General features: G+C 26.9%; 18 protein-coding genes and 1 riboswitch. Of the genes, 9 read left to right on the forward strand and 9 right to left on the reverse strand.

The features are described 5' to 3' along the window. From L988_RS03820 to L988_RS03830, 3 genes are all read left to right on the forward strand, one after another. Positions 1–1476, forward strand: a 1476-nt coding sequence (locus L988_RS03820; protein ID WP_197053936.1) for an efflux RND transporter permease subunit, incomplete at its 5' end; no start/stop codon positions are given. A gap of 13 nt (positions 1477–1489) precedes the next feature. Next, entirely contained in the window at positions 1490–3055 is a 1566-nt protein-coding gene (locus tag L988_RS03825; protein ID WP_047381779.1) for a hypothetical protein, read from the forward strand. Next, positions 3048–3362: a hypothetical protein gene (locus L988_RS03830; protein WP_047381782.1), complete on the forward strand. Its 315-nt coding sequence runs from the start codon at positions 3048–3050 to the stop codon at positions 3360–3362. Before L988_RS03825 ends, L988_RS03830 begins: the two co-directional genes overlap by 8 nt. Positions 3363–3407: 45 nt before the next feature. On the opposite strand, the gene istB is transcribed toward L988_RS03830, so the two are convergent. Together istB and istA are read right to left on the reverse strand one after the other, a co-directional pair. Next, the gene (gene istB, locus L988_RS03835) at positions 3408–4154 is read right to left on the reverse strand and encodes an IS21-like element helper ATPase IstB (protein WP_047381783.1); all 747 of its coding nucleotides are present in this window, start codon (positions 4152–4154) and stop codon (positions 3408–3410) included. After that, complete coding sequence (istA, locus tag L988_RS03840; RefSeq protein WP_052191673.1) at positions 4148–5692, reverse strand: IS21 family transposase; 1545 nt, start codon at positions 5690–5692, stop codon at positions 4148–4150. Before istA ends, istB begins: the two co-directional genes overlap by 7 nt. 175 nt (positions 5693–5867) lie before the next feature. Here istA and L988_RS03845 point away from each other — a divergent pair, with 175 nt between their 5' ends. After that, positions 5868–6227: a LytTR family transcriptional regulator DNA-binding domain-containing protein gene (locus tag L988_RS03845; protein WP_369798247.1), complete on the forward strand. Its 360-nt coding sequence runs from the start codon at positions 5868–5870 to the stop codon at positions 6225–6227. A 19-nt stretch (positions 6228–6246) separates the two neighbouring features. Here the strand turns inward: L988_RS03845 and L988_RS03850 are convergent, their stop codons facing one another. Continuing rightward, entirely contained in the window at positions 6247–6957 is a 711-nt protein-coding gene (locus L988_RS03850) for a hypothetical protein (RefSeq protein WP_047381784.1), read from the reverse strand. Positions 6958–7300: 343 nt separating this feature from the next. Between L988_RS03850 and L988_RS03855 the strand changes: the two genes are divergently transcribed. After that, a complete protein-coding gene (locus tag L988_RS03855) occupies positions 7301–8107 on the forward strand; it encodes a hypothetical protein (protein ID WP_047381786.1) in 807 nt (268 codons plus the stop codon). 23 nt (positions 8108–8130) lie between these two features. On the opposite strand, the gene L988_RS03860 is transcribed toward L988_RS03855, so the two are convergent. Continuing rightward, on the reverse strand, positions 8131–10956 hold the full coding sequence (locus L988_RS03860) for a DUF3427 domain-containing protein (protein WP_047381787.1): 2826 nt from the start codon (positions 10954–10956) through the stop codon (positions 8131–8133). Positions 10957–11078: 122 nt separating this feature from the next. On the opposite strand from L988_RS03860, the gene L988_RS03865 reads away from it, so the two are divergent. From L988_RS03865 to L988_RS03875, 3 genes are all read left to right on the forward strand, one after another. Next, positions 11079–11480 carry a hypothetical protein gene (locus L988_RS03865; RefSeq protein WP_047381789.1) on the forward strand — a complete coding sequence of 134 codons (402 nt, stop codon included), beginning with the start codon at positions 11079–11081 and terminating at the stop codon, positions 11478–11480. 169 nt (positions 11481–11649) lie between these two features. Further along, a complete protein-coding gene (locus tag L988_RS03870; RefSeq protein ID WP_047381791.1) occupies positions 11650–11961 on the forward strand; it encodes a hypothetical protein in 312 nt (103 codons plus the stop codon). A 232-nt stretch (positions 11962–12193) separates the two neighbouring features. Next, on the forward strand, positions 12194–12787 hold the full coding sequence (locus tag L988_RS03875) for a sigma-70 family RNA polymerase sigma factor (protein WP_047381793.1): 594 nt from the start codon (positions 12194–12196) through the stop codon (positions 12785–12787). Positions 12788–12860: 73 nt separating this feature from the next. Here the strand turns inward: L988_RS03875 and gshAB are convergent, their stop codons facing one another. Both gshAB and L988_RS03885 read right to left on the reverse strand, forming a co-directional pair. Then, the gene (gene gshAB / locus L988_RS03880) at positions 12861–15185 is read right to left on the reverse strand and encodes a bifunctional glutamate--cysteine ligase GshA/glutathione synthetase GshB (RefSeq protein ID WP_197053937.1); all 2325 of its coding nucleotides are present in this window, start codon (positions 15183–15185) and stop codon (positions 12861–12863) included. 12 nt (positions 15186–15197) lie between these two features. Further along, positions 15198–16502: an MATE family efflux transporter gene (locus tag L988_RS03885; protein WP_047381797.1), complete on the reverse strand. Its 1305-nt coding sequence runs from the start codon at positions 16500–16502 to the stop codon at positions 15198–15200. Positions 16503–16663: 161 nt separating this feature from the next. On the opposite strand from L988_RS03885, the gene L988_RS03890 reads away from it, so the two are divergent. After that, entirely contained in the window at positions 16664–17719 is a 1056-nt protein-coding gene (locus tag L988_RS03890; protein WP_047381799.1) for an acyltransferase, read from the forward strand. A 59-nt stretch (positions 17720–17778) separates the two neighbouring features. Here L988_RS03890 and L988_RS03895 read toward each other — a convergent pair whose 3' ends face one another. From L988_RS03895 to L988_RS03905, 3 genes are read right to left on the reverse strand one after another with little or no spacing between them, the layout of a single operon-like run. Further along, positions 17779–18471, reverse strand: coding sequence for a TIGR00266 family protein (locus L988_RS03895; RefSeq protein ID WP_047381801.1), 693 nt, complete (start codon positions 18469–18471; stop codon positions 17779–17781). A gap of 49 nt (positions 18472–18520) precedes the next feature. After that, a complete protein-coding gene (locus L988_RS03900) occupies positions 18521–19069 on the reverse strand; it encodes a DNA-3-methyladenine glycosylase I (protein WP_047381804.1) in 549 nt (182 codons plus the stop codon). Then, positions 19066–20367 carry a PTS sugar transporter subunit IIC gene (locus L988_RS03905; RefSeq protein WP_047381806.1) on the reverse strand — a complete coding sequence of 434 codons (1302 nt, stop codon included), beginning with the start codon at positions 20365–20367 and terminating at the stop codon, positions 19066–19068. Before L988_RS03905 ends, L988_RS03900 begins: the two co-directional genes overlap by 4 nt. Before the next feature lie 224 nt (positions 20368–20591). Further along, positions 20592–20688, forward strand: a riboswitch (purine riboswitch). The last annotated feature ends 26 nt before the right edge of the window (positions 20689–20714 follow it).

The raw sequence follows: 20714 nt of genomic DNA on the forward strand, positions 1-20714 counted from the left end.
ATTTCAAATAGAAAGAAAACAGTTGCATTAGCGTTCTTAACATTTATAGGAATGATGATAATAGGCCCTATGTTTACTAGAACAGAGTTTATTCCAAAGCAAGATTATGGGCGATATTCTATTGTCCTAAAATTAGAGCGAGGTCTTTCCGTTGAAAAAGCAGAAGAGATTACAAATCGGGCCGTTGAAATAGTAAAAAACAATCCTTTAACAAAGTCATATTCAACTTTGATTAAAGATAATAAAGGGATTGTCAATGTAGATATAGGTCCAAAATCCGATCGTAAATTTTCTGTTTTTAATGTTACTAAAGACTTAAGAAAAGAGATTTCTAAAATCCCAGGTATCTATTTCAATCTCCAAAACGAATATCAAACAGATACTGGCGAAGGAGATGTCGAGTTTCAGGTAAGTTCTAATGACTTAAATCTTACTAAAAATATTATATCTAAAATACAGGAGAAGATTAGTCGAAATCCTGGAATTATAGATATTACATCAAGTATAGAATCGGGAAATGTAGAGGCAAGGGTTGTATTAAATAGAGATAAATTAAGAGCACATGGAATTAGTGCATTTGATATAGGAAGAACAATAAGCTACTCATTCTTAGGTGGAAATAGGGCAGCTGGACAAACTTTATCTGTAAAAACTGGAATAGAAAATATTGATGTTTTAATTAGATTATCAAAAGATAATAGAACAAAAATTTCAATTTTAAATGAGTTAAACGTTAGAGGAAGAGATGGTAAATTTGTAAAAGTTTCAGATGTAGCAAATATTGTTATGGCAGAAGGAGCATCAGAAATCAATAAAATCGATAAAGTATATACTTCTATAATCAGTGTTAATGATGGTGGCATAGGTTTAAGTAACATTCAATCAGAAATTTTAAAAGCTTTTAATGAAGCAGCACCTCAAAGTGGGGTTTCATACTCATGGGGTGGAGTATCACAGTTATTTAACGAGGCAATTGTTCAAATGGCGATGGCTCTTGGAATTTCAATATTTTTAATCTATGCAATTCTAGCCTCACAATTTGAAAATTTCCTACTTCCAGGAATTATATTAGCATCAGTACCCTTAGCAATGATTGGAGTTTATAGTGGACTCTTGCTAACCAACTCTCCATTTGATATGATGGTAATGATTGGAATAATAATGTTGGCAGGAACTGTTGTTAATAACGCCATAGTTCTTATTGACTTTATCAAAATTTTAAGAAATCGTGGGTATGAATTAAATGAAGCGGTTAAAGAATCTTGTAAAACAAGACTTAGACCAATCTTAATGACTACAATGACAACAGTGTGTGGGATGATTCCCCTTGCCTTGGGATTTGGAGAAGGGGCAGAACTATATTCTGGAATGTCTATAGCTGTTATATTTGGTTTGTCATTTTCGACATTGCTAACATTGGTTATAATTCCTGTTCTATACATTGAAATTATTTCAATTACAACATATAAAAAATAAAAGGACGGATCTTATGTTTAAAAAAAAATACCTCATTGCTTCGATAGTTATTTTTTCTTTAACTCTAGGAGTTTTAATTAAGTTTTTATCATTGAAAGAAAAAGATTTTGTTTATGTAATTCCAAAGATTAAAAATATGGAAATTCTTGATAACCAGATAGGTGAATACTCTTTACACAGCGAATTAGATAATACTAATCACAACTTTGAAAGTAAAGATTTTTTAAATGGAAAAATCTTTCTCAATGTTCCAAATGATAAGTATACTTTAAAAGGAAAGTATGACGATGAAGTTAAAATTATCTCTTTCACAAAAGAAAGCCCTTGGGAAGAGATAGAGATAGAGTTTATCGGCAAACAATTTTCTAAAAAAGAAGAATATTTTTTGAACGGGATTACTTTATCCCTCATTATTATAAATTTATTCATCTTTCTTAAGCTGAAAAAACAATTAAAAGAGGATAAAACTTTATATTATACTTCATTTATTTTATTTTTAAATCTAATTTTAAGTTTTAGAACTACAAAATATATAGACATTATAAAGATATTAGATTTTTTAACAGTGACTATTTTAGGATTTACTTTAGGTTTTTATCTAATTAACAAATTTATTTCTCCTAGATACAATATTGTTAAAAAAATTTTTATAACGCTTTTATTTATCTCTTATTTACATAGTTTTATAATAACCCTTATTATTTTATCTCCACAAATATATACATATTTACTTTTAAATTTTGAATATTTAATAAAGATTATTAGATTTATTGCTAAAAATATATCTTTATCTCGAATTATATTTTTAATGATTTTATTTATTCTTTTTTCCAAAAAAAGAAAGCTTTCAAAAAATATTTGTTGGGTTTTTGTTTTAATGGGATATTTTTCTTTAGAATCTTTTAATTTATTTTTCCCAAATTTGACTGGATTAAATAATTTTTTAAGAGTTCTAACTTATATGTCTCTTTACTGGGGAATTGTTTTCTACTCTTTAAAAGTGTATAACGAAAATGTAAGTCGATTCATTAAATTTATTTTAGGTTTCTCTTTAGTTTACATCAGCTTATTTTATTACAAAAGCTTAGAGCAACCAACTTTAGTTTTAGCTATAATTTTAATTTTAGATTTTTATAATTATATCTTTGATAAAATTTTTCTAAGAAAATCTTATACGATTGAAAAAACATTTAATAGATTAGTTTTAATTAGAGAACAAAAACAATTTGAAATACAGTTGAGAGATGAGATTTTAAAAAACACCAATTTAAAAATAGTTAGAGTTAAAATCTTTAAAAATTATGAGGATCAAGATTGTGTTATCAAAAAAAATTTCAAAACATATGACTCAAACTTATTTATTGATAAAAAAGATATCTATGATTCAGAATATACATCTGCACTTAGAATCCCTTTTGGCAACAATCCTTGTATAGGTGTTGTACTTTTCAAAGATCCTGAAAACTATTTGGGTATCGATGAAATTAACTATCTAACAGGAACTATTGAAAAGGTATCTAATCTTGCTAATTCAATTCGATTGTCTCTTATCTATGAGGAGTTGGCTTCACATGAATAAAATTGGGCTTGTAATTGATAATAATTCAAAGATTTTATTAAAAGAGATTTTAAACTATGATTTTGTTGAAATAGACATAGTGGAATATTGTAAGTTAGTTCTTCTAGATATTTCTATCCCTAACTTTAAGGAGGAGTTTGATTTTTATTTTTCACAAGGTGTTTCTATTATTGTTCTTGTAGGAAATTCTAATACAAAAGAGATGAGAACATTTCTTAAGTCAAATAAATGTTTTGATTGTATACTTAGATATGATGTAAACGGCAAGAGTATTTTGTTGTTTTTTTGGCCTTTTCGATTGTTGTAAAATTGGCATTTCAGAATGCTGCTTTTTTGGCAGACCTAATTACACCTATTCATTAAATAAATGCTCTCTCTTTTCCAATCTATAACTATTTCCTGTTAAGTTGAATATTTCACATCTAAAAGATAGTCTATCTAATACTGCTGTTGCTAGCGCTGGATCTCCTAAGAATTCTGTCCATTCACTAAAGGTTTTATTTGAAGTAATCACCATTGCCATTTTTTCATCTAATTTTGAAATTAATTGAAAGAAAAGGTTTGCTTCCTCTTTACTAATCGGAAGATATCCAATTTCATCTAATAATAAAACTTGAGCGTTAAGAACTCTTTTATATAGTAAGTTATATTTATATGAATCTTTTCGGTACTTCAAAATATCAATTAAATCAGTCATTGAAACAAAAAAAACATCGTATCCTTTTTTTAGAGCTTCAACTCCTAAAGAAATCATTATTCTAGTTTTACCTATTCCAGGAGGGCCTAGAAGAATTAATTTAAACAAGCGATCTACCCATTGCATTTCACACAGAATATTTATTTTTTTCTTTGAAATCGATTTTTGAAAATTAAAGTCAAAATCACTAAAATCCTTATGATATGGAAGATTAGCTTTTTTTAATCGCATTTTATATTTTTTAGCTTCTCTTTCTTCAATTTCCATTTTAAAAACATTTTTTAGAAATTCACAATACGAAACGTTAGATTGCTCTGCATTTAAGAGATAATCATCAAGATTATCCCTTAAATTATTTAAATTTAATTGTATTGCCAACTCTTTTAATTCTTCATTTAACATAGCTTCACCAACTTTTCTTCGTATTCAGAAAGTTCTCTAGTTTCAGTAACTATATTTTTTAATTTATCGGGAATATTTTGTAAAGAAGATTCTGATTCAATATTTTTCTTGGTATTATTAAGAAGTTTTGATAAAAAATCTAAATCAAAATTATCTTTTGATATACATTCTTTAATCGCATTTAGAAAAATTTCGTTATCATATTCAGTAGATAAACTATCGATTCTTTTCAATTGAGATTTTATATATCGTTTTTTTAATATTTCAATATTTTCGATATACTTAATAATCAAATTGTTGTTAAAGTAACGATTTGAAATTTTGGATTTAAGCTCCAAAACTTTAGGATCAGGCGGTGTATTTCTGGAAATATTTGAGATTAGTTTGCCTTTATCCTTAGAAATCTCATAAGTATTAATACTTTCTTTAGTTTTTAGATTTAAAAATGTTATTTTATTATCTTCACAAAGTACTCCAACTTCTTTTTGTTTATCTGAATATGTTTCTTTTGGAAGTTGGTATCTATTACTTTTATATGTTACAGTATTGTCTTTTGACAAAGAATAAGGTACAATATTATTGCTAGATTCTTCTTTCGCAAAGAGGAATGGAGGTACTTGTTGTAGATGTTCTTTTTCTAGGTGAAACATCTCTTCAGGTACTTTTTTTATTGTTGAATGTTCCTTTGTATTTCCAGTTCTTTTTAACCAATCTAGGCAAAGTCCATTAAAGTCATCAATATTTGTAAAAATTCTATGTTTAGCAAAATTATTTTTTACAAATTTAACGACAGCTTCAATTTTACCTTTACTCTCAGGATCATATGCTCTACAAAGATACACTTTAAAATTCATAGTATTTAAGTACTTTTGAAACAAATCTGTTTTAATAACATCTCCAAAATTTTCCTTAACAAACATAGTTTTATCTTGATCGTAAACAATAGTTTTAGGAACACCTCCAAAGAACTCAAAAGCTTTTTGATGACATTGTACAATATCACTTGATGTAAATGGCTTATCTTGCCAAATAGCAAATTTATACCTTGAGAAAGATAATAGCATCGTAAAAAGATAGAGCTTTTTAGTTTTTTTGTCTTCAGTAAGAAGATTAATCTGTCCCATATCTACTTGCGCTTGTTCTGCTGGAAGTGTTTCTGGAATAGCAAGATATTGTCGTGAAACTTTGAGTTTAGGTAACTCATATTTCTTTCTAAGTTTTTCAACATATGATCGAACTGTTCTTTCAGCCATGCTAAAGTCTTTCTCTCTTTCTTTAAGCCAATCAAATACTTGAGCACCACTAATATCATTGAACTCTTTAAGCCAAGAGACGATAAGTTGTTCATAGATATCCATTTTTCTTCCAACAATTCTTTGTTTATATTGGGTTCTGAGAAGTTCAAATTCTTCAGATGACATATCCCAATATTTATTGATAGTTCTAACATCTGAATTTAGTATTCTGGCAATTTGAGTTACTTTAAGATTTTGTTCTTTTAAAGCTTTAATTTTATTAAACATAATCCATCCTTTCATCTGTATCCTCCAGTAGTATTTGTTATACTAAAAGGATACTATATTTTAAAAGAAAGTGTAATCTAGTCTGCCAAAATTATATCATTGCATTCTGCCAGAAAACCTACAATTTATTCTACCATTAACATATGATGTTTATGAAATCGAAAAATCTATAGAGGAATACTACTCTTCTATAAAAAAGTATTCTGAATTTTATTTAGGAGATACTTACTTAAAAGGAGTTTTTGATTTTTCTGAAATTTTATATATGGATTACTGTAGAGTAAGTCGGAAAGTTAGATTTAATTTGATTAATAATGAGAGTTTTTTTGTAAAACGAACATTCTCTGATTTAGATTTTTTAACAGTTACGTTTCCAAATTTTTATAAATTAGAAAGAGGGCTTATTATAAACACTGATTTAATCAAAATTTTAGATTATAAAGAGGAGCGTATAATTTTTAAAGATAAATCAATCTTATATATCAGTAAAATTAAAATTAAAGAGCTTGAAAGTATTCATAACTTTGAAAAAAATAGAGTATTCTTTTAAAGAAAAAGAACCTAAATAATTAAAATTTAGGTTCTTTTTTTATTAGATATTCTTTATTATATTCTTCAAAAATTCTTTTAAATCCATCAATCTCTTCATTTGTAAATGAATCTTCACTCAATTGATTTAAAATATCTATATTCAGGTCTCCCATATATGATACACTCTTTTCATTTAATACATTTATAAGTTTTCTTGACTTTGAATATACCACTGTTATTTTTTCACCTTTTATTAAATTTGTTTTTAATTCCCAAAGCATAATTTCATTTATAAAGTTTTCGTATCTCTTTAAAATTTCATTTTTTATCTTGCTATCATCGACTAAGTTTTCAATTAATTCTACATTCAATTGTTGGGCATAGTTAACATTATTCAATTTAAAATTTTTAACTTCTTCATTAAATCTTGCTTCAAATAAGAATTTATTAATCTTTATTCTATATCTAACTCTCGAATCTTTAAGATTTAATATTTTTGTTATTTTTTCTAACTCTTTTTTCAAAAGAAGGTTTTCTTCATGGTATTTTTTTAATTCGTCGCCCATTTTCTCCCAATCAAAAGTATTTTTACTCATATTTTCTTTTGAAATAAACAAATCATTTTTACATTTTAAAAATCCATCTTTTTTGACTAATTCCATAGATAATTTTTTTATTTCACTCTCTAATAGCTTTTGATTTTTTTCAGCTTCAATAAGTTTTTTACTTCTAAATAATCCACCAATCATATCTCCCCTCCTAATTAAAATTATACAGTCTTATTGACACTATACTGTATTCCTTATTATTTTCCTTTTATTTTTTAAAAAATAATAGAAATAAGCAGGTACTGGGAATGTACCTGCTTATTTTTAAATTAGAAAATTTTTCATCAATTTGAGAGAAAATTGACGAGCATTAAAAGTTCAGTAATTGAATTGTACATTAAAATTACCTATTTGTCTAAGTTTTAAGTGGTTAACTTATGTTCGTTATTTGATTATTTTTTATATTTTTCTTGGTTTTTGTATGTTTTTATACTATAATGTAAGATGACATTAAAAAATATATATAAAAGTTTAGGAGAATTTAATGAATTACTTTTTACATAGAGATTTTAAAATCTCTGAAAAAAATAAAAAAAGAATAAAGCTGTATTTCGATGGAATAAAAACATTAACTATTCCAGTTATTTTAAAAAATAAATCTTATAATGCTATTATTGATATAGAAAGTTTCAATCATCTAACAAATTTTGATTGTTTTAATTGTTTGACTAATTGTTGCGTTCAATTTCCATATGAATTTAATAAAAAAGCTAGAAATATAATTTTAGGAAATTTAAAAGAATATGACTCTTTGACAAAAGCGGTTTCGATATTAAAAGAGGAGGGATTGACTGAAAATGAAATTATAACATCTATAAAAAAAGACAACATGTTAATCCCGGACGAGCATGTTGAATCAACTTTTGATAGATGTACGTGTTCATGCATTCATATTGATAGACATCTTTGTGCCATACACAAAATATGTATCGATAATGGTGCTACATTAGGTGAGATTATAGATACAAAACCTCTTTGGTGCTCTATATACCCTTTAGAAATTGTACAAGAGGCTGAAACTTTATATATCTTCGTTCCTACTAAAAAAAATAATTATTTAGCTATGAATGATTCAGATTTTGCGTGTATGAATATAGAGAAATCTAAATCAGCACGGTTCAGAAGAGAAAATCCAATTGGTTTTAAGACTGAAGATTATCAACCTTTTATACTCTCATATCAAAGTGTTTTAGAGTATGTTTTTGGAAACAACTTCGTAGATTTAATTAAAGCATCTTTAAATCTAAAATCTAATAATAATACCGAGTTTCAATACAAAAAGAAAATATAAAAAGAGAAGCGAAAGCTTCTCTTTTATAAATTGAAATAATCAAATAAGTCTTTATCTATCTCATCCTTTAAAATCAGATTATATTCAACTAATACTTCATCTTTTTTCCCTAAAATCTCCTTAGCAGAATCTACTTTTAAAACTTCACCCAGATAGAAGAAATTTTCTCCCATCTTCTTTTTTAAAAAAACTTCAATCGTAAACTCATTATTCGCTATTCTTCCCTCTCCTGTCAGCTTTCCATTTCTACTTAAACATCTATTACTTTTTGAAAACCAATTAAAATGCTGTCGATCATAAAATACATTATCATAAGTTGTAAAAGGAATAGAATCATCTAAAGTTATAAAAATCATAACTTTTTTCTCTTCTTCGAATATTGTATATCCACTTACTTGATATCCATTATTAAAATCCAAATTCATATACCAAAATGCTTCTTGTTTTGAATAATTTTTGTATTTATTCATTCCTTCTTTCGAAAATTTACTATAATTTCTACTTGAATTATTTAAATTATATTTTATTAGATCATCTATCAACATTTTAAAATAATTATTTTTAGTATAACTTTCTATAAACTCTTTTTTTATTCTCCAAATCTCTCCATTTTTTTCTATTAAAGGCATATATTCTTTTATTGTTGATAAACTTTTAAAAATATCCTTTTCTAAATGCTTAAAAGCATTTAATACATTTTTTTCTTGAGAAAATAATTCATATTTTTTTTCTATAGCTTCTACTATCTGTTCTTTCGTTACTTCAATATTCAAAATAAGATATTTCAATATAAAGAACTCATGAACTCTTTTACTTGGAGTAAATATTGATGATAAGAATGTTAAATAATTTTTTTCATCTTTGCTTAAAATACCCAAATTACAACTTGAATTTATTGTCTTTAATACTTCATCATAATTTTTTCTAAATTTTAAAATTACAGTTGGATCAATCCCACCCATCTCATAAAAATCATTTAACAATGGTACTCTTCCTAATTGCTTTTCTAAAAATTGGAAATCCGATTCAATTAATTTTTTGGTTGAAAAATTGGTTTTGTTTATATTTTCAAAAATTCTCTCTCTAACTATTCTTTCAAAAGTTATACTACTCTCTCCTGGAATCATATTTGTTCCATTTATTAAAAACATCTTCATATAATCTCTATCAAAAGTATTGTTTTGAGAAATAGCAGTTGGAATCAAAAAGTTTTTTTGATAATTTCCTATAAAATCTAAAACTACCACAAATTCTTTGTTCTTACTTTTTCTCAGCCCTCTTCCTAATTGTTGAATATAAACAATTGAAGATTCTGTCGGTCGCAAAAATATAACCTGATTTACAACTGGAATGTCTACACCTTCATTTAATATATCTACTGTTACTAAGTATTCAATCTCTCCATTTTCTAACCCTCTAATAGAATTCTCTCTCTCTTGATCGCTGTCTTCTGAACTTAAGGCTTTTGATTTAAATCCACGCTCTGTTAATTTTTTTGCAAGCTCTTTAGCTTCATCAACCCTCGAAACAAATATTAATCCGTGCAACTTATTACCGCTATATCCATAATATTTAGATTTAGCTACTATATGATCTACTCTTTCATCTAATATTAAGTCTTTTATAGATGTTTTTTCATCAATATATTTTCCTTCTATACTTATATCCGAAATTCCAAAATAATGAAATGGACAAAGCAGTCCCTCTTTCAATGCATCATGCAAACGAATCTCATAAGCTATATTATGATTAAATAATTCATATATATCAAAGTCATCTCCTCTTTCAGGAGTTGCTGTCATTCCTAATAAAAATTTTGGTTTAAAATAGTTTAAAATTTTCTGATAACTCTTAGCTCCACCATGATGTACCTCATCCACTATTATATAATCAAACTCATCCTCTTTATACTTCTTTAAATGCTCATCTTTACTCAATGTTTGAATCATCGCAAAAATTACATCATTATCCTCTAGTTTATCTGCTTCATATATTGCCATTTTTTTATTATCTAAAATAGTTTTGAAGCTATGAAGTGATTTTTTTAAAATTGTTTTTCTATGAGCTAAAAATAAAACTTTTTTTGGATTAGTTTCTAGTACATGAAAAGCACTCAAATATGTTTTTCCTGTTCCTGTAGCACTTATAAGTAATCCTCTGTCCTCTTTTTTTCTCAACTCTTCTAAGCCAAGAAGAGCTAGTTCCTGCATCTTATTTGGTTTTATTTGAACAGTCTTTTCTCTAAATCTTTCTTGCTTTACTTTTATAATTTTTGCTAACTCATAAATCTCACTATAACTATTTAATTGATCTATTGTTAGAACTGGAAGGGAATCGTAAAGAGATTTAAATTCATTTAACATATCTTTTGTGATTTTTCCAGTTTCCAAGGCAGTTACTCTCAAATTCCATTCCAAATTAATCGTTAGTGCTGTTCCAGTTAAATTACTACTTCCTATTATAAATGACCAAATATTATTTTTTTTAAAAAAATATCCCTTTGCATGAAATTTTGACTCTGTTAAAAGTTTAACTTCAATATTATCAAAACTTAGAAGTTTTTCTAAAGCTTTAGGTTCTGTGAAGCTAAGATAATCTCCAGTTAATATCTTTCCTTTAACTCCTTTAGCTTGAAGAAGTTTTAATTGATCTAATATTAGAGTTACTCCACTTTCTGTCAAAAAAGCTACAGACATTATAAATTCATCACACTCTTCTAACTCTTTTCTAATATCTACTATAATTTTTCTATCTCTATTTGATAAAAGCTTATGTTGAAAATCTATTTTTGATTCAAGCGAATAATCTAAACTACTCGTCTTTAAACTTTCAATTATATCTATATGCATAAAACCACCTTATTCTATTTATTTCGTATAGTTTATTATAACATATATTCCTAAAACTATTTATCAAAATATAAAGTCAAATATATAAGATGTTAATATCAAATCTAGATTGGAGTGATTTCATGATTGATAAAAAAACATTAATTTTCTGTATCTTTTTTATATCTTTTACATCACTATTCTCCTTGTCTCTTTATCCTGTTTCTTTTGATAAAGATATTCAGTTTGGTGCTACCGAAGAGTACACTTTTTTTAATACTCAAAACAAAACAATAGTTTATAAAGTGAATATAAATATGAATGAATTTCATATTTCAACATTAGTTTTTCCGAAAATTTTTGTGCTCAACCCTGGAGAATCAAAATCTGTTAAAATTTTTTTAAAGCCAATAACAAAACTAAATCAAGGAGTATATAGTGGTTTTATAGATATCGAAACATTACCATTAAATCTTGAAGAAAGTGGAAACATCAAGCTCAATGTCATCTTAAATATATCCCCTTTCGTATATAACAACTTTTAAATCAATTTTTGACTCCTGAGTCTAATTTATATTGACAAAATTTTGCAAAAATATTAGAATATAATGCTATTTAAATATTTAGGGAGGTTTTGTCATTTTAAAAAAATTTATTTTTGTTTGTTTATTTTTGTTACTTTCTTCTTGGACTTTTTCAATTTCACTTTATCCAATGACATTTGATCACAACATAAGCTCTGGAGCTCATGAAGAGTACACTTTTTTCAACAGTGAAGAAAAAACTCTTATATACAAAGTTGATATAGATATGGAAGAAAATAGTATATCTACAATTGTTTCACCAAAAATTTTTGTACTTAATCCCGGCGAATCAAAATCTGTTAAAATTTTTTTAAAGCCTAAAACAGTTTTAAAAAATGGTACTTATAATGGTTCTATAAACATCGAATCATTTCCTCTCATTTTAGAAGATAGTAACAATGTTAAATTAAATGTTAAATTAAACATATCTGCTTCTATTTAAAATAATTTCAAATGGAAATTTTAAAAAAATTTCCATTTTTATTCTAATACATTTGTATACATTTTTTATATATTTTTAGTTCTCCTTACAAACACTAGCTTTCCCATTTTCAAATTTTTTGTTTACATATCAAAAAATAATAAAAAAAAGAAAAATTTGGAATATTTATTTTAATCAATTTTTTTGATATTATTACAGTATAAAATATATCAAACAAATTGGGGGATGAGCCATGATTGAAGTTAGAGACATCAAATTAGCACAACAAGGTGATGAAGAGGCCACTGAAAAAATTTTCCAAGAATATCAAAGCTCTATTTTAAGAAATAATCGTAAGTTTTTCTTAAAAGGTGCAGAATCAGACGATTTATTACAAGAAGGATATATAGGGCTTATGAAAGCTATTAAATCATATGATGAAAGTAAAAATGCATGTTTTAATACTTTCGCAAACCTTTGTATAAGAAGACAAATCATTACTGCTGTTAAAACTCACAGCTCAGCTAAATACCAAAATTTAAACTCTGCTGTTATGGGAGAAGAGTATGTTGGATTTGAAGAAGTTACTAAATATAACTCTCCATCAATCAACTTCTATAATCCTGAAGAGATTGTTTTAGGAAAAGAGCTAGTTAAACTTTTAGAGAGTTTTTTAGTTGAAAATTTAAGTGATCTTGAGAAGAAAGTTTTTTATTATCTTTGCAAAGAATACACATATGTTGAAATTGCAAATCTTCTTAATGAAACACCTAAGAAAATTGATAATACTATTCAAAGAATTAAAAAGAAAATTATAAACTATCTAGGAACAGGATTCACAAAATAATTTTTAAATCTAACAAAATATATTATATGAAAAATAGTGTAATCATAATTATTGAGATTACACTATTTTTTATTTACTCTATATGACCTAAAGCTTTTAATATTTTTTCACCAATATTTCTATTTTTACCTTTATATGGATAGCAATGTATATGTATTGCCGGATTGAAATTTAATTCTATAATCGCATAATTTTTTTCAATATTTTCAGAATCTATTTTATCTATCATCATATCTACTCCACAAATTCTTGCCCCTACAGCTTGAGCAGATTTAACTGCAATTTTTTTATAAACTTCCAAAATTTCATCAGTGAAATCTAAACTATCTCCACCTGTACTTATATTAGAATTTTCTCTTAAATATATAACTTCATTTTGTTGAGGTATATATTCAAAATTCAAATTCTGAGCCTTTAAAAACATTTTTTCAGACTCGCCTAATTTTATTTTCTCCAAAGGTGTTTTATATCCCTCTCCTCTTAAAGGATCCTCATTTTTTTCTCGAACAAGCTCTTTAATATTTCTTTTTCCATCTCCAACAACGTTAGCTGGTACTCTATGAAGTATTCCAACTACTTCATCATCTATAACAAGTATTCTGTATTCTTTTCCTTTTACAAATCTCTCAATCAAAATTGAAGAATCCTCTTTAAATGCTATCTCGATTGCTCTATCATAATCCTCTTTCGAAAACTCATCTTTAAATATAGTTATTCCCAATCCAAAGTTTGTAGATTTAGGCTTTATAACTGTTCCAGCACCATATTTTCTATAATCATTTTTAGCTAAATCTATATTTGAATAATCTTTTCCCTCTGGTACAACTATTCCATTATCTTTAAGCAGTTTTTTTGTTACTACCTTATTTTCCATAATTAACATAGTCACATATGAATCTAAAGATGTTTTCGTAGCTTGTTTTATATATTCAACTTTCCCATCCTTTTCTAAAGATATAAAGTTTTCTGCTCTGTCTAAAATTTCAAATTTCACTCCATTTTTTATTGCATCCTTTAATAGGATTTGAGTAGAAAGTTCAAAATCCTCATATCCTTTTAATGTATATGGTTTATGTTTTATCTCCTCTAATGATTTTTTAGCTAAATCTATATGAAAATTTACAAATCCTTTTTCTTTGATACCTTTCAATATTCTCTCTGTATAAAGTGATTTTGATAAAATTTTATTTCTTTGGAACTCTAAAATTTTTCTATCTTTTTCTGTAAAAGCAAGTATATCTTTAAGTTCTTTTTCTATCTCATCTATTAAGATAAGAGAGTACTCTTTTGGTGAAATTTCTGTATCTTCACAGCAAATCAATTTAAAATCTTTCGAATTTCCATTATTTGCAAGTAACTCTTGATTTTTAAGGTATCTAAAATAATCTTTTTCTGTAAAAGTTTCATCCTCTTTTAAATATAGGAAAAGAATAAATAGATGTAAGAACTCTAAATCAAGTTCTTCTACTCCAATTTCTGAAAACGGATTTAAATCTATTGATCTAAATTCTAAGTAATCCACACCATTATTTTTAAGTTCATTTAAAATCTCTTTTGTTTTTTTAGTTTTTAATCTTATAGGACTATAGTATTCTTTTGGACTCGATATTTTCTTTTCTTCTATCAATCTATTCAAAGAATTTATATAGCTATCTACACTATCATAGTTCACAAAAAAATCATCTTTATTTCTATATCCACAACTACTATTTCTAAAAGAAACTATATCTTCAAAGTAATATGTATCTTCGCTATATTTTTTCATTCTATCTAAACATTTTTTTAAATATGTTTCATGAACTACAGGACTAGCTCCTAAAAGATATATTATTATCCAACCATATTTAAAATAATTTCTCGATATTTTTAAATAGACACTATTTTTAAACTCTTTAAACTCTGCATTTGGTTTCAATAAATTATATAACTCCTCTAAAAATTCATCATCAAATGAAAAATTAAAATGAATTCCTGAGAGTAACTGTTTTTTTCTCCCATATTTCTCAGCTAATTTTTCTCTGTAAATCTCTAAATCTTTATTATTTGGAAATTTAGCTATTGGTATTTCTTTTTCATTGGGTAAAATAGGTGGGACACTTTGAGACCATAAATATTCTTCCTTTAAGTTTATCGAAACAATTTCATGAATATTTTTTAAAAAATTATATGCTTCTTTTACACTTTTTTCAGCTGGAGTTATAAGTTCTAATTGACTTTCAGAGAAATCAACTGTTATAAACGGATTTTTTATTTTATCTCCAAAAATTTTCGGATGAGGTGTTATTGCTAACTCTCCATTCTCTTTTACTCTTAAACTCTCTTTCTCTATTCCAAAATTACCTTTTTTTATATCTAAACTTAGATTGTGGCTTCTAATTATCTCTTTTATTGTCTTCACATTAATCAGCTCCTATTTTAAATTTTTTCTAAAAACTAAAGGTGATACAACTCCTTTTACTATACTCGATAAAGCTATACTTATCCATACTCCATTCAATCCTAAATACTCCTCTCTCGAAAGAAAAAATGCTAATGGTATCCTCAAAGATGTAAAAATAACGCTTATAATCGAAGGAAGTTTAGGTTTTCCTATTCCACTAAAAGCTCCATTCGTTACTATTTCATAGCACATAAACAGTTGTGATACACCTATTATTTTCATATAATCAACTGCTATTTTTATAGTTTCAGGCTTTTGAACAAATATTTTTACTATTGTTTCTGGAATTATAAGAAACATTACTGTTGTAAAAATTCCAATTAAAGTAGCCATAGACATAGCTGTTTTATATCCCTCTTTTATTCTATCTTTTAAACCTGCTCCATAATTTTGACCTATTACACTTCCTATTGCCCCTTGAAGACCAGCAATAGTCATAAAAGTTATCGATTCTATTTGAAGCCCTATTTTTTGAGCTGCTATTGCATCAGCTCCCCATCTCGAAATTATCTTTGCCATAACTATTCCAAAAATAGTAAACAACACTCTTTGGATTGCAATAGGGGATCCTAATCTTATCATCTCTTTCATTGCTTCATAATTTTTTGAAATATAACTATCAACTTTGAAATACTCTTTAGATTTTTTCACAAATAAAATTGTGTTTACTCCTTCAGCTAAAATCGTTGCAAGAGCTGCTCCAAAAACTCCCCAATCAAAAATAAATATGAATATCGGATCTAATATTATATTCAAAGCTACTCCAACACTATTTATTTTAAATGGAATTTTGCTCTCCCCATAACTATTTAAAATTCTTGAATATAGGAAGTTAAAAAACTTAAATATCAACCCTATTCCTGTAACAACCAAATAAACTTGTGCCATCCTCTCTACATCAGATGACAGATTAAAAAATTTTACTAGATCTTTTGAAAAAATTACAATTATACTTATAATGCTCAAGGCCATTAAAAAATTTATTGTATATGCTGCTACTATATACTCTTTTGTTTTTTCTAAATCTTTAGCTCCAATAGCATGTGATAATTTTATTCCTGCACCTACAACAATCATCGCATTTATAGCATATCCTAGATTGACAAAAAAACTTGCCGTCCCTACTGCCGCAACAGCATCACTACCTATTTTTCCAACCCAATACATATCAACTAATCCATAAATCATTTGTAAAAAAGATGAACCCATTATTGGAATTGCCAAAGATAATAGTATTTTTCTTATATCTCCTTTTGTTAAATCTGTTTTTTTCATAAATCAAACTCTCCCATAAACTATATTAGTTTTTTCTAATATAGTTTTATCATCTTTTCATTTTTTTGTCAAACTAATCTTATTTTTGACTCGTCTATTAATTTGTAATATAAATTTGTTAATGATATAATACAAATTATTAATTTTAATAGGGGGGCCTTATGTTTTTAAATTTTATCAACTATTTTAGAGGATTTGCAATTTTACTTATTGTCATCGGACATCTCTTTGGAACTGTCAAAGTATTTAATTATGATGATCCATATTTAAATAGTATTTTTACAAAATCTTTTTTTTCACTTGTAAGTGGTGGAACATCTCTTTTTGTTTTTATTTCTGGATTTTTATTTCATCATGTTTTTTATTCAAGAGGTTTTAATTTTAAAAAGTTCTTGATTAATAAATTGAAAAATGTTCTTTGCCCATATTTAGTTCTTATGACACCTGTTGTGATTTTTCAACTCTTAAATGTTCCTAGATATCAAAAGTTATACTCTTCTACAGGCGAGTTTTTAAAATATCTATTTTTGAGTCTTTATTCTGGAACTATGCTCTTATCAACGTGGTATATTCCGTTTGCATTTTTATTATTTTTATCATCACCTATTTTCATAAAATTTATAAAGATGAAAAAATTTCATAAAACAATTATGTTCGTTTTACTTATTGCAGGAAGTATTGTACATAGACCTGCTCATGATTTCACAGTTAACGTTTTTCAAGCTCTAATATATTTTAGTCCTGTTTACTGTCTAGGTATATACATCTCTATGAAAAAAGATGATTTCTTCGAGAAATTTGGAGATAAAAGTTATGTTTTTGGCTTAATTACCCTTGGTATTTTAGCTTTTCAAATATATACAGGAAAATTTATTAACTCACATAAAAGTATTTTAATATATAAAGGATTAGATATTGTTATTTATCAAAAATTCTTTATGTGCTTATTTTTAGTATTATTTTTCAATAAGTTTGAGAAACATTTTAATAAAATATTTAAAAGTATCTTCGATATTCTTGCAGAATATAGTTTTCCTATTTTCTTTTTGCACAACTACATCATTCAATTTATTTATCCAGCCATTGGATTTGAAAAAGAATCTGGTTATATAGGATTAATACTTTTAACTATACTTACACTTTTCTTGTCTATTGCATTTGCATATATCATAAAGAAAACATTCAAGAAAAATAGCAGATATCTTATTGGAGGATAATATAATCACCTAATCATTAAAAAAGCTGCGTATCCATTTTAAAAGATACACAGCTTTTTTTATTTTTTATCCTCTTTTGGAAATGGTATATAATCTACTAAAATATCTACAAACGATTGAATATTTCTTGTCTGTATAATTACTTTACCCTTACCTTTAAATGTGTTTACCAATCCTTCTCCGGTTCTAAACCCAAGAAGTCCGCTTGCAATTTCAACTTTATAATCTAATGATTCTTGCCAACACACAACATGTCCATTATCTATTTGAAATGCTTGTGATCCATCTAACTCTATTTCTACCAAGTCACCAAAACCATTTACCAAAAGTTCTCCCTCTCCTTTAGATTTCAAGATGAAAAATCCACCCGTTCCACCTAAAATAGAGTTTATAAATCTTTTTTGTTTTGTTGAAGTATAATCAACAGAGCTATTACAAGCTAAAAAACTTCCATCATTTAAGTACCAATGATTTCCATTAGAAACATTTAAAACCTTTATATTTCCAAATCCCTTTGGTGCAATTGCAACTCTTCCATTATCTTTAGCTGTTGCTACTGACGTGAAAAAATTCTCCCCTCCTAAAAAGGCTTTTCCTATTGCTGAAAAAAATCCTCCATTTACCTTTCCTTGTAAATTTATTGAAGCATCCTTATAAACCATGCATCCTGGTTCTATTCTTACACTTTCTCCTTTTTCTAATTGAAACTCAACAAGAGCAGCACTTGTTGAAGATGTCTGAACTATTTTCATTTCTCCTCCTTTTAAATTTTAATATATATCTTTTCTATTAGAATATCATTTAATCGCGAAATTCACAATCTAATAGATGGTCATTAATTATCCCTACTGCCTGAAGATAAGAATAAACCGTTGTGCTTCCTAAAAATTTAAATCCTCTTTTTTTCAAATCTTTTGCTATTAAATCTGAAAGTTCACTTTTTGATGGTACTTCCTCTAGAGTTTTCCAACTATTTTTTATAATTTTATTCTCTGTAAAAGACCAAATATATCTATTGAAACTACCAAATTCATTGCTTATTTTTAAAAATTGTTTTGCATTATTTATTGATGCTTCTATTTTTTTTAAATTTCTAACTATTCCCGAATTATTCATCATCTCTTTTATTTTGTCTTCATCATATTTAGATACTTTAGAGGGATCGAACTCACTATACTCCTTTCGATAATTTTCTCTTTTTTTCAATATAGTTATCCAACTCAATCCCGATTGAGCTGACTCCAAAACTAAAAATTCAAAGTGTTTATTATCATCATAAACAGCTTTCCCCCACTCTTTATCATGATATTCTCTATAAAGTTCGCTACTTTCACACCAGGAACATCTCATTTTTGTTCTCCTTTCTCACTACTCTCTTTCATTGACATCTTTTTATCATAAGCTTTTAAAAATGGATAGTATACGATTGCCATCAAAACAATATTAAAAAGACATAACAACACAGCTCTTATATCTCCTCCTGTTGTCAAATATGCCCCAATAGGAGCAGGGAATGTCCACGGTGCTAGAATCGCTGGTCTTGAGATTAAATTCAGCGACATTGCGGTATAAGAAACTATCGTTGCTAGTACAGGCCCTAACATAAATGGTATTGTAAAAAATGGATTCAACATAATCGGTAATCCAAATATAACGGGTTCATTTATATTAAATAACGAAGGAATGATTGTTGCTCTTCCCATATCCTTTAAATATTTCGATTTTGAAAATAACAATAAACAAACTAATGATAATGTCCCCCCTGCTCCTCCAATCCATACAAACCATTGAAAAAATGGTTCAGGAGTTATATACGGTAAAGTATCACTACCGTTTTGCATAGCCTCTGCATTTGATGCTAACATTTCTAACCAAATTGGTCTTGCTATGGCTCCTATTATTGATACACCATGGATTCCTGCTGTCCAAAGCATTGTTATTAATATAACCATAACCACTGCCCCAACTGGTGTATCAACTATCCATTTTAACGGATTAAATATATTATTAAAAACATTATGAATATCAAATTTAAATATCACAAAAACTATCCATGTTAAAAATACAACTGCTACTGTTGGAAAAAGAGCTTCAAATGATCTAACAACTGATTCAGGAACACCCTCTGGCATTTTTATAATCAAATTTTTTCTTTTAAAAAAATTTAAAGTTTCCACAGCAAATAAAGCCATTACAATTCCTACAAACAACCCTGCTCCACCTAATTTTCCCATAGGTAATACAAACCCTAAACTTTCACCTGTATTAGATACTGCCGTCGATGGTAATATCGTCATAAAATACGCTAAAAGTGACAATGTTCCACCCGAAACTCCATCCAACTTATACCATCTAGATAAGCTATGACCTATATTATATGTCGCATAAATTGCTACTAATCCCATAGTTATTCTAAAAGGAATAAGTATATCTCCTATATTTTTTTGAATCCAGAGAAATATTGACATACTTTCTTTTAAGCTTTGAGGAACCGGTGGAAATGCTATTATTAAAAAGAAGCTTCCTACAATAGTAAGAGGAATTGTGGATACCATTCCATCTCTTATTGCTCTCAAATGTCTTTGCTCAGCCAATTTTATCATAGGTTCCATAAATAAATTTTCAATAAATGAATAAAACTTTTTCATATTTTCCCTCCCAAATTTAAAATTGTAAAAAGCTACCAATATTTTTATCTCTGATAAATTGGTAGCTTCTTCTATTAAAACTCTATTTTTACAGTTTCTTTCCTCAACTATCCTATATACCCTATCTTTTTTATTTTGTCAAATTTTTAACTTTTATTGATTCGCTTGTGAAAAAAATATTGCAATGTTTATGAAGTTATGGTACCATCTTTCTGTAAAAGAATTAACGTACACACAAATTAACTCATATATACTTGGGATTGGCCAAGAGTTTCTACGAGCTGCCGTAAACAGCTCGCTATGAGGGATAATATAATCACTAATAATGAGAGTATATATTCCCATAG

This window comes from Cetobacterium sp. ZWU0022, from assembly GCF_000800875.1.
In the GTDB taxonomy this organism is placed as follows: domain Bacteria; phylum Fusobacteriota; class Fusobacteriia; order Fusobacteriales; family Fusobacteriaceae; genus Cetobacterium_A.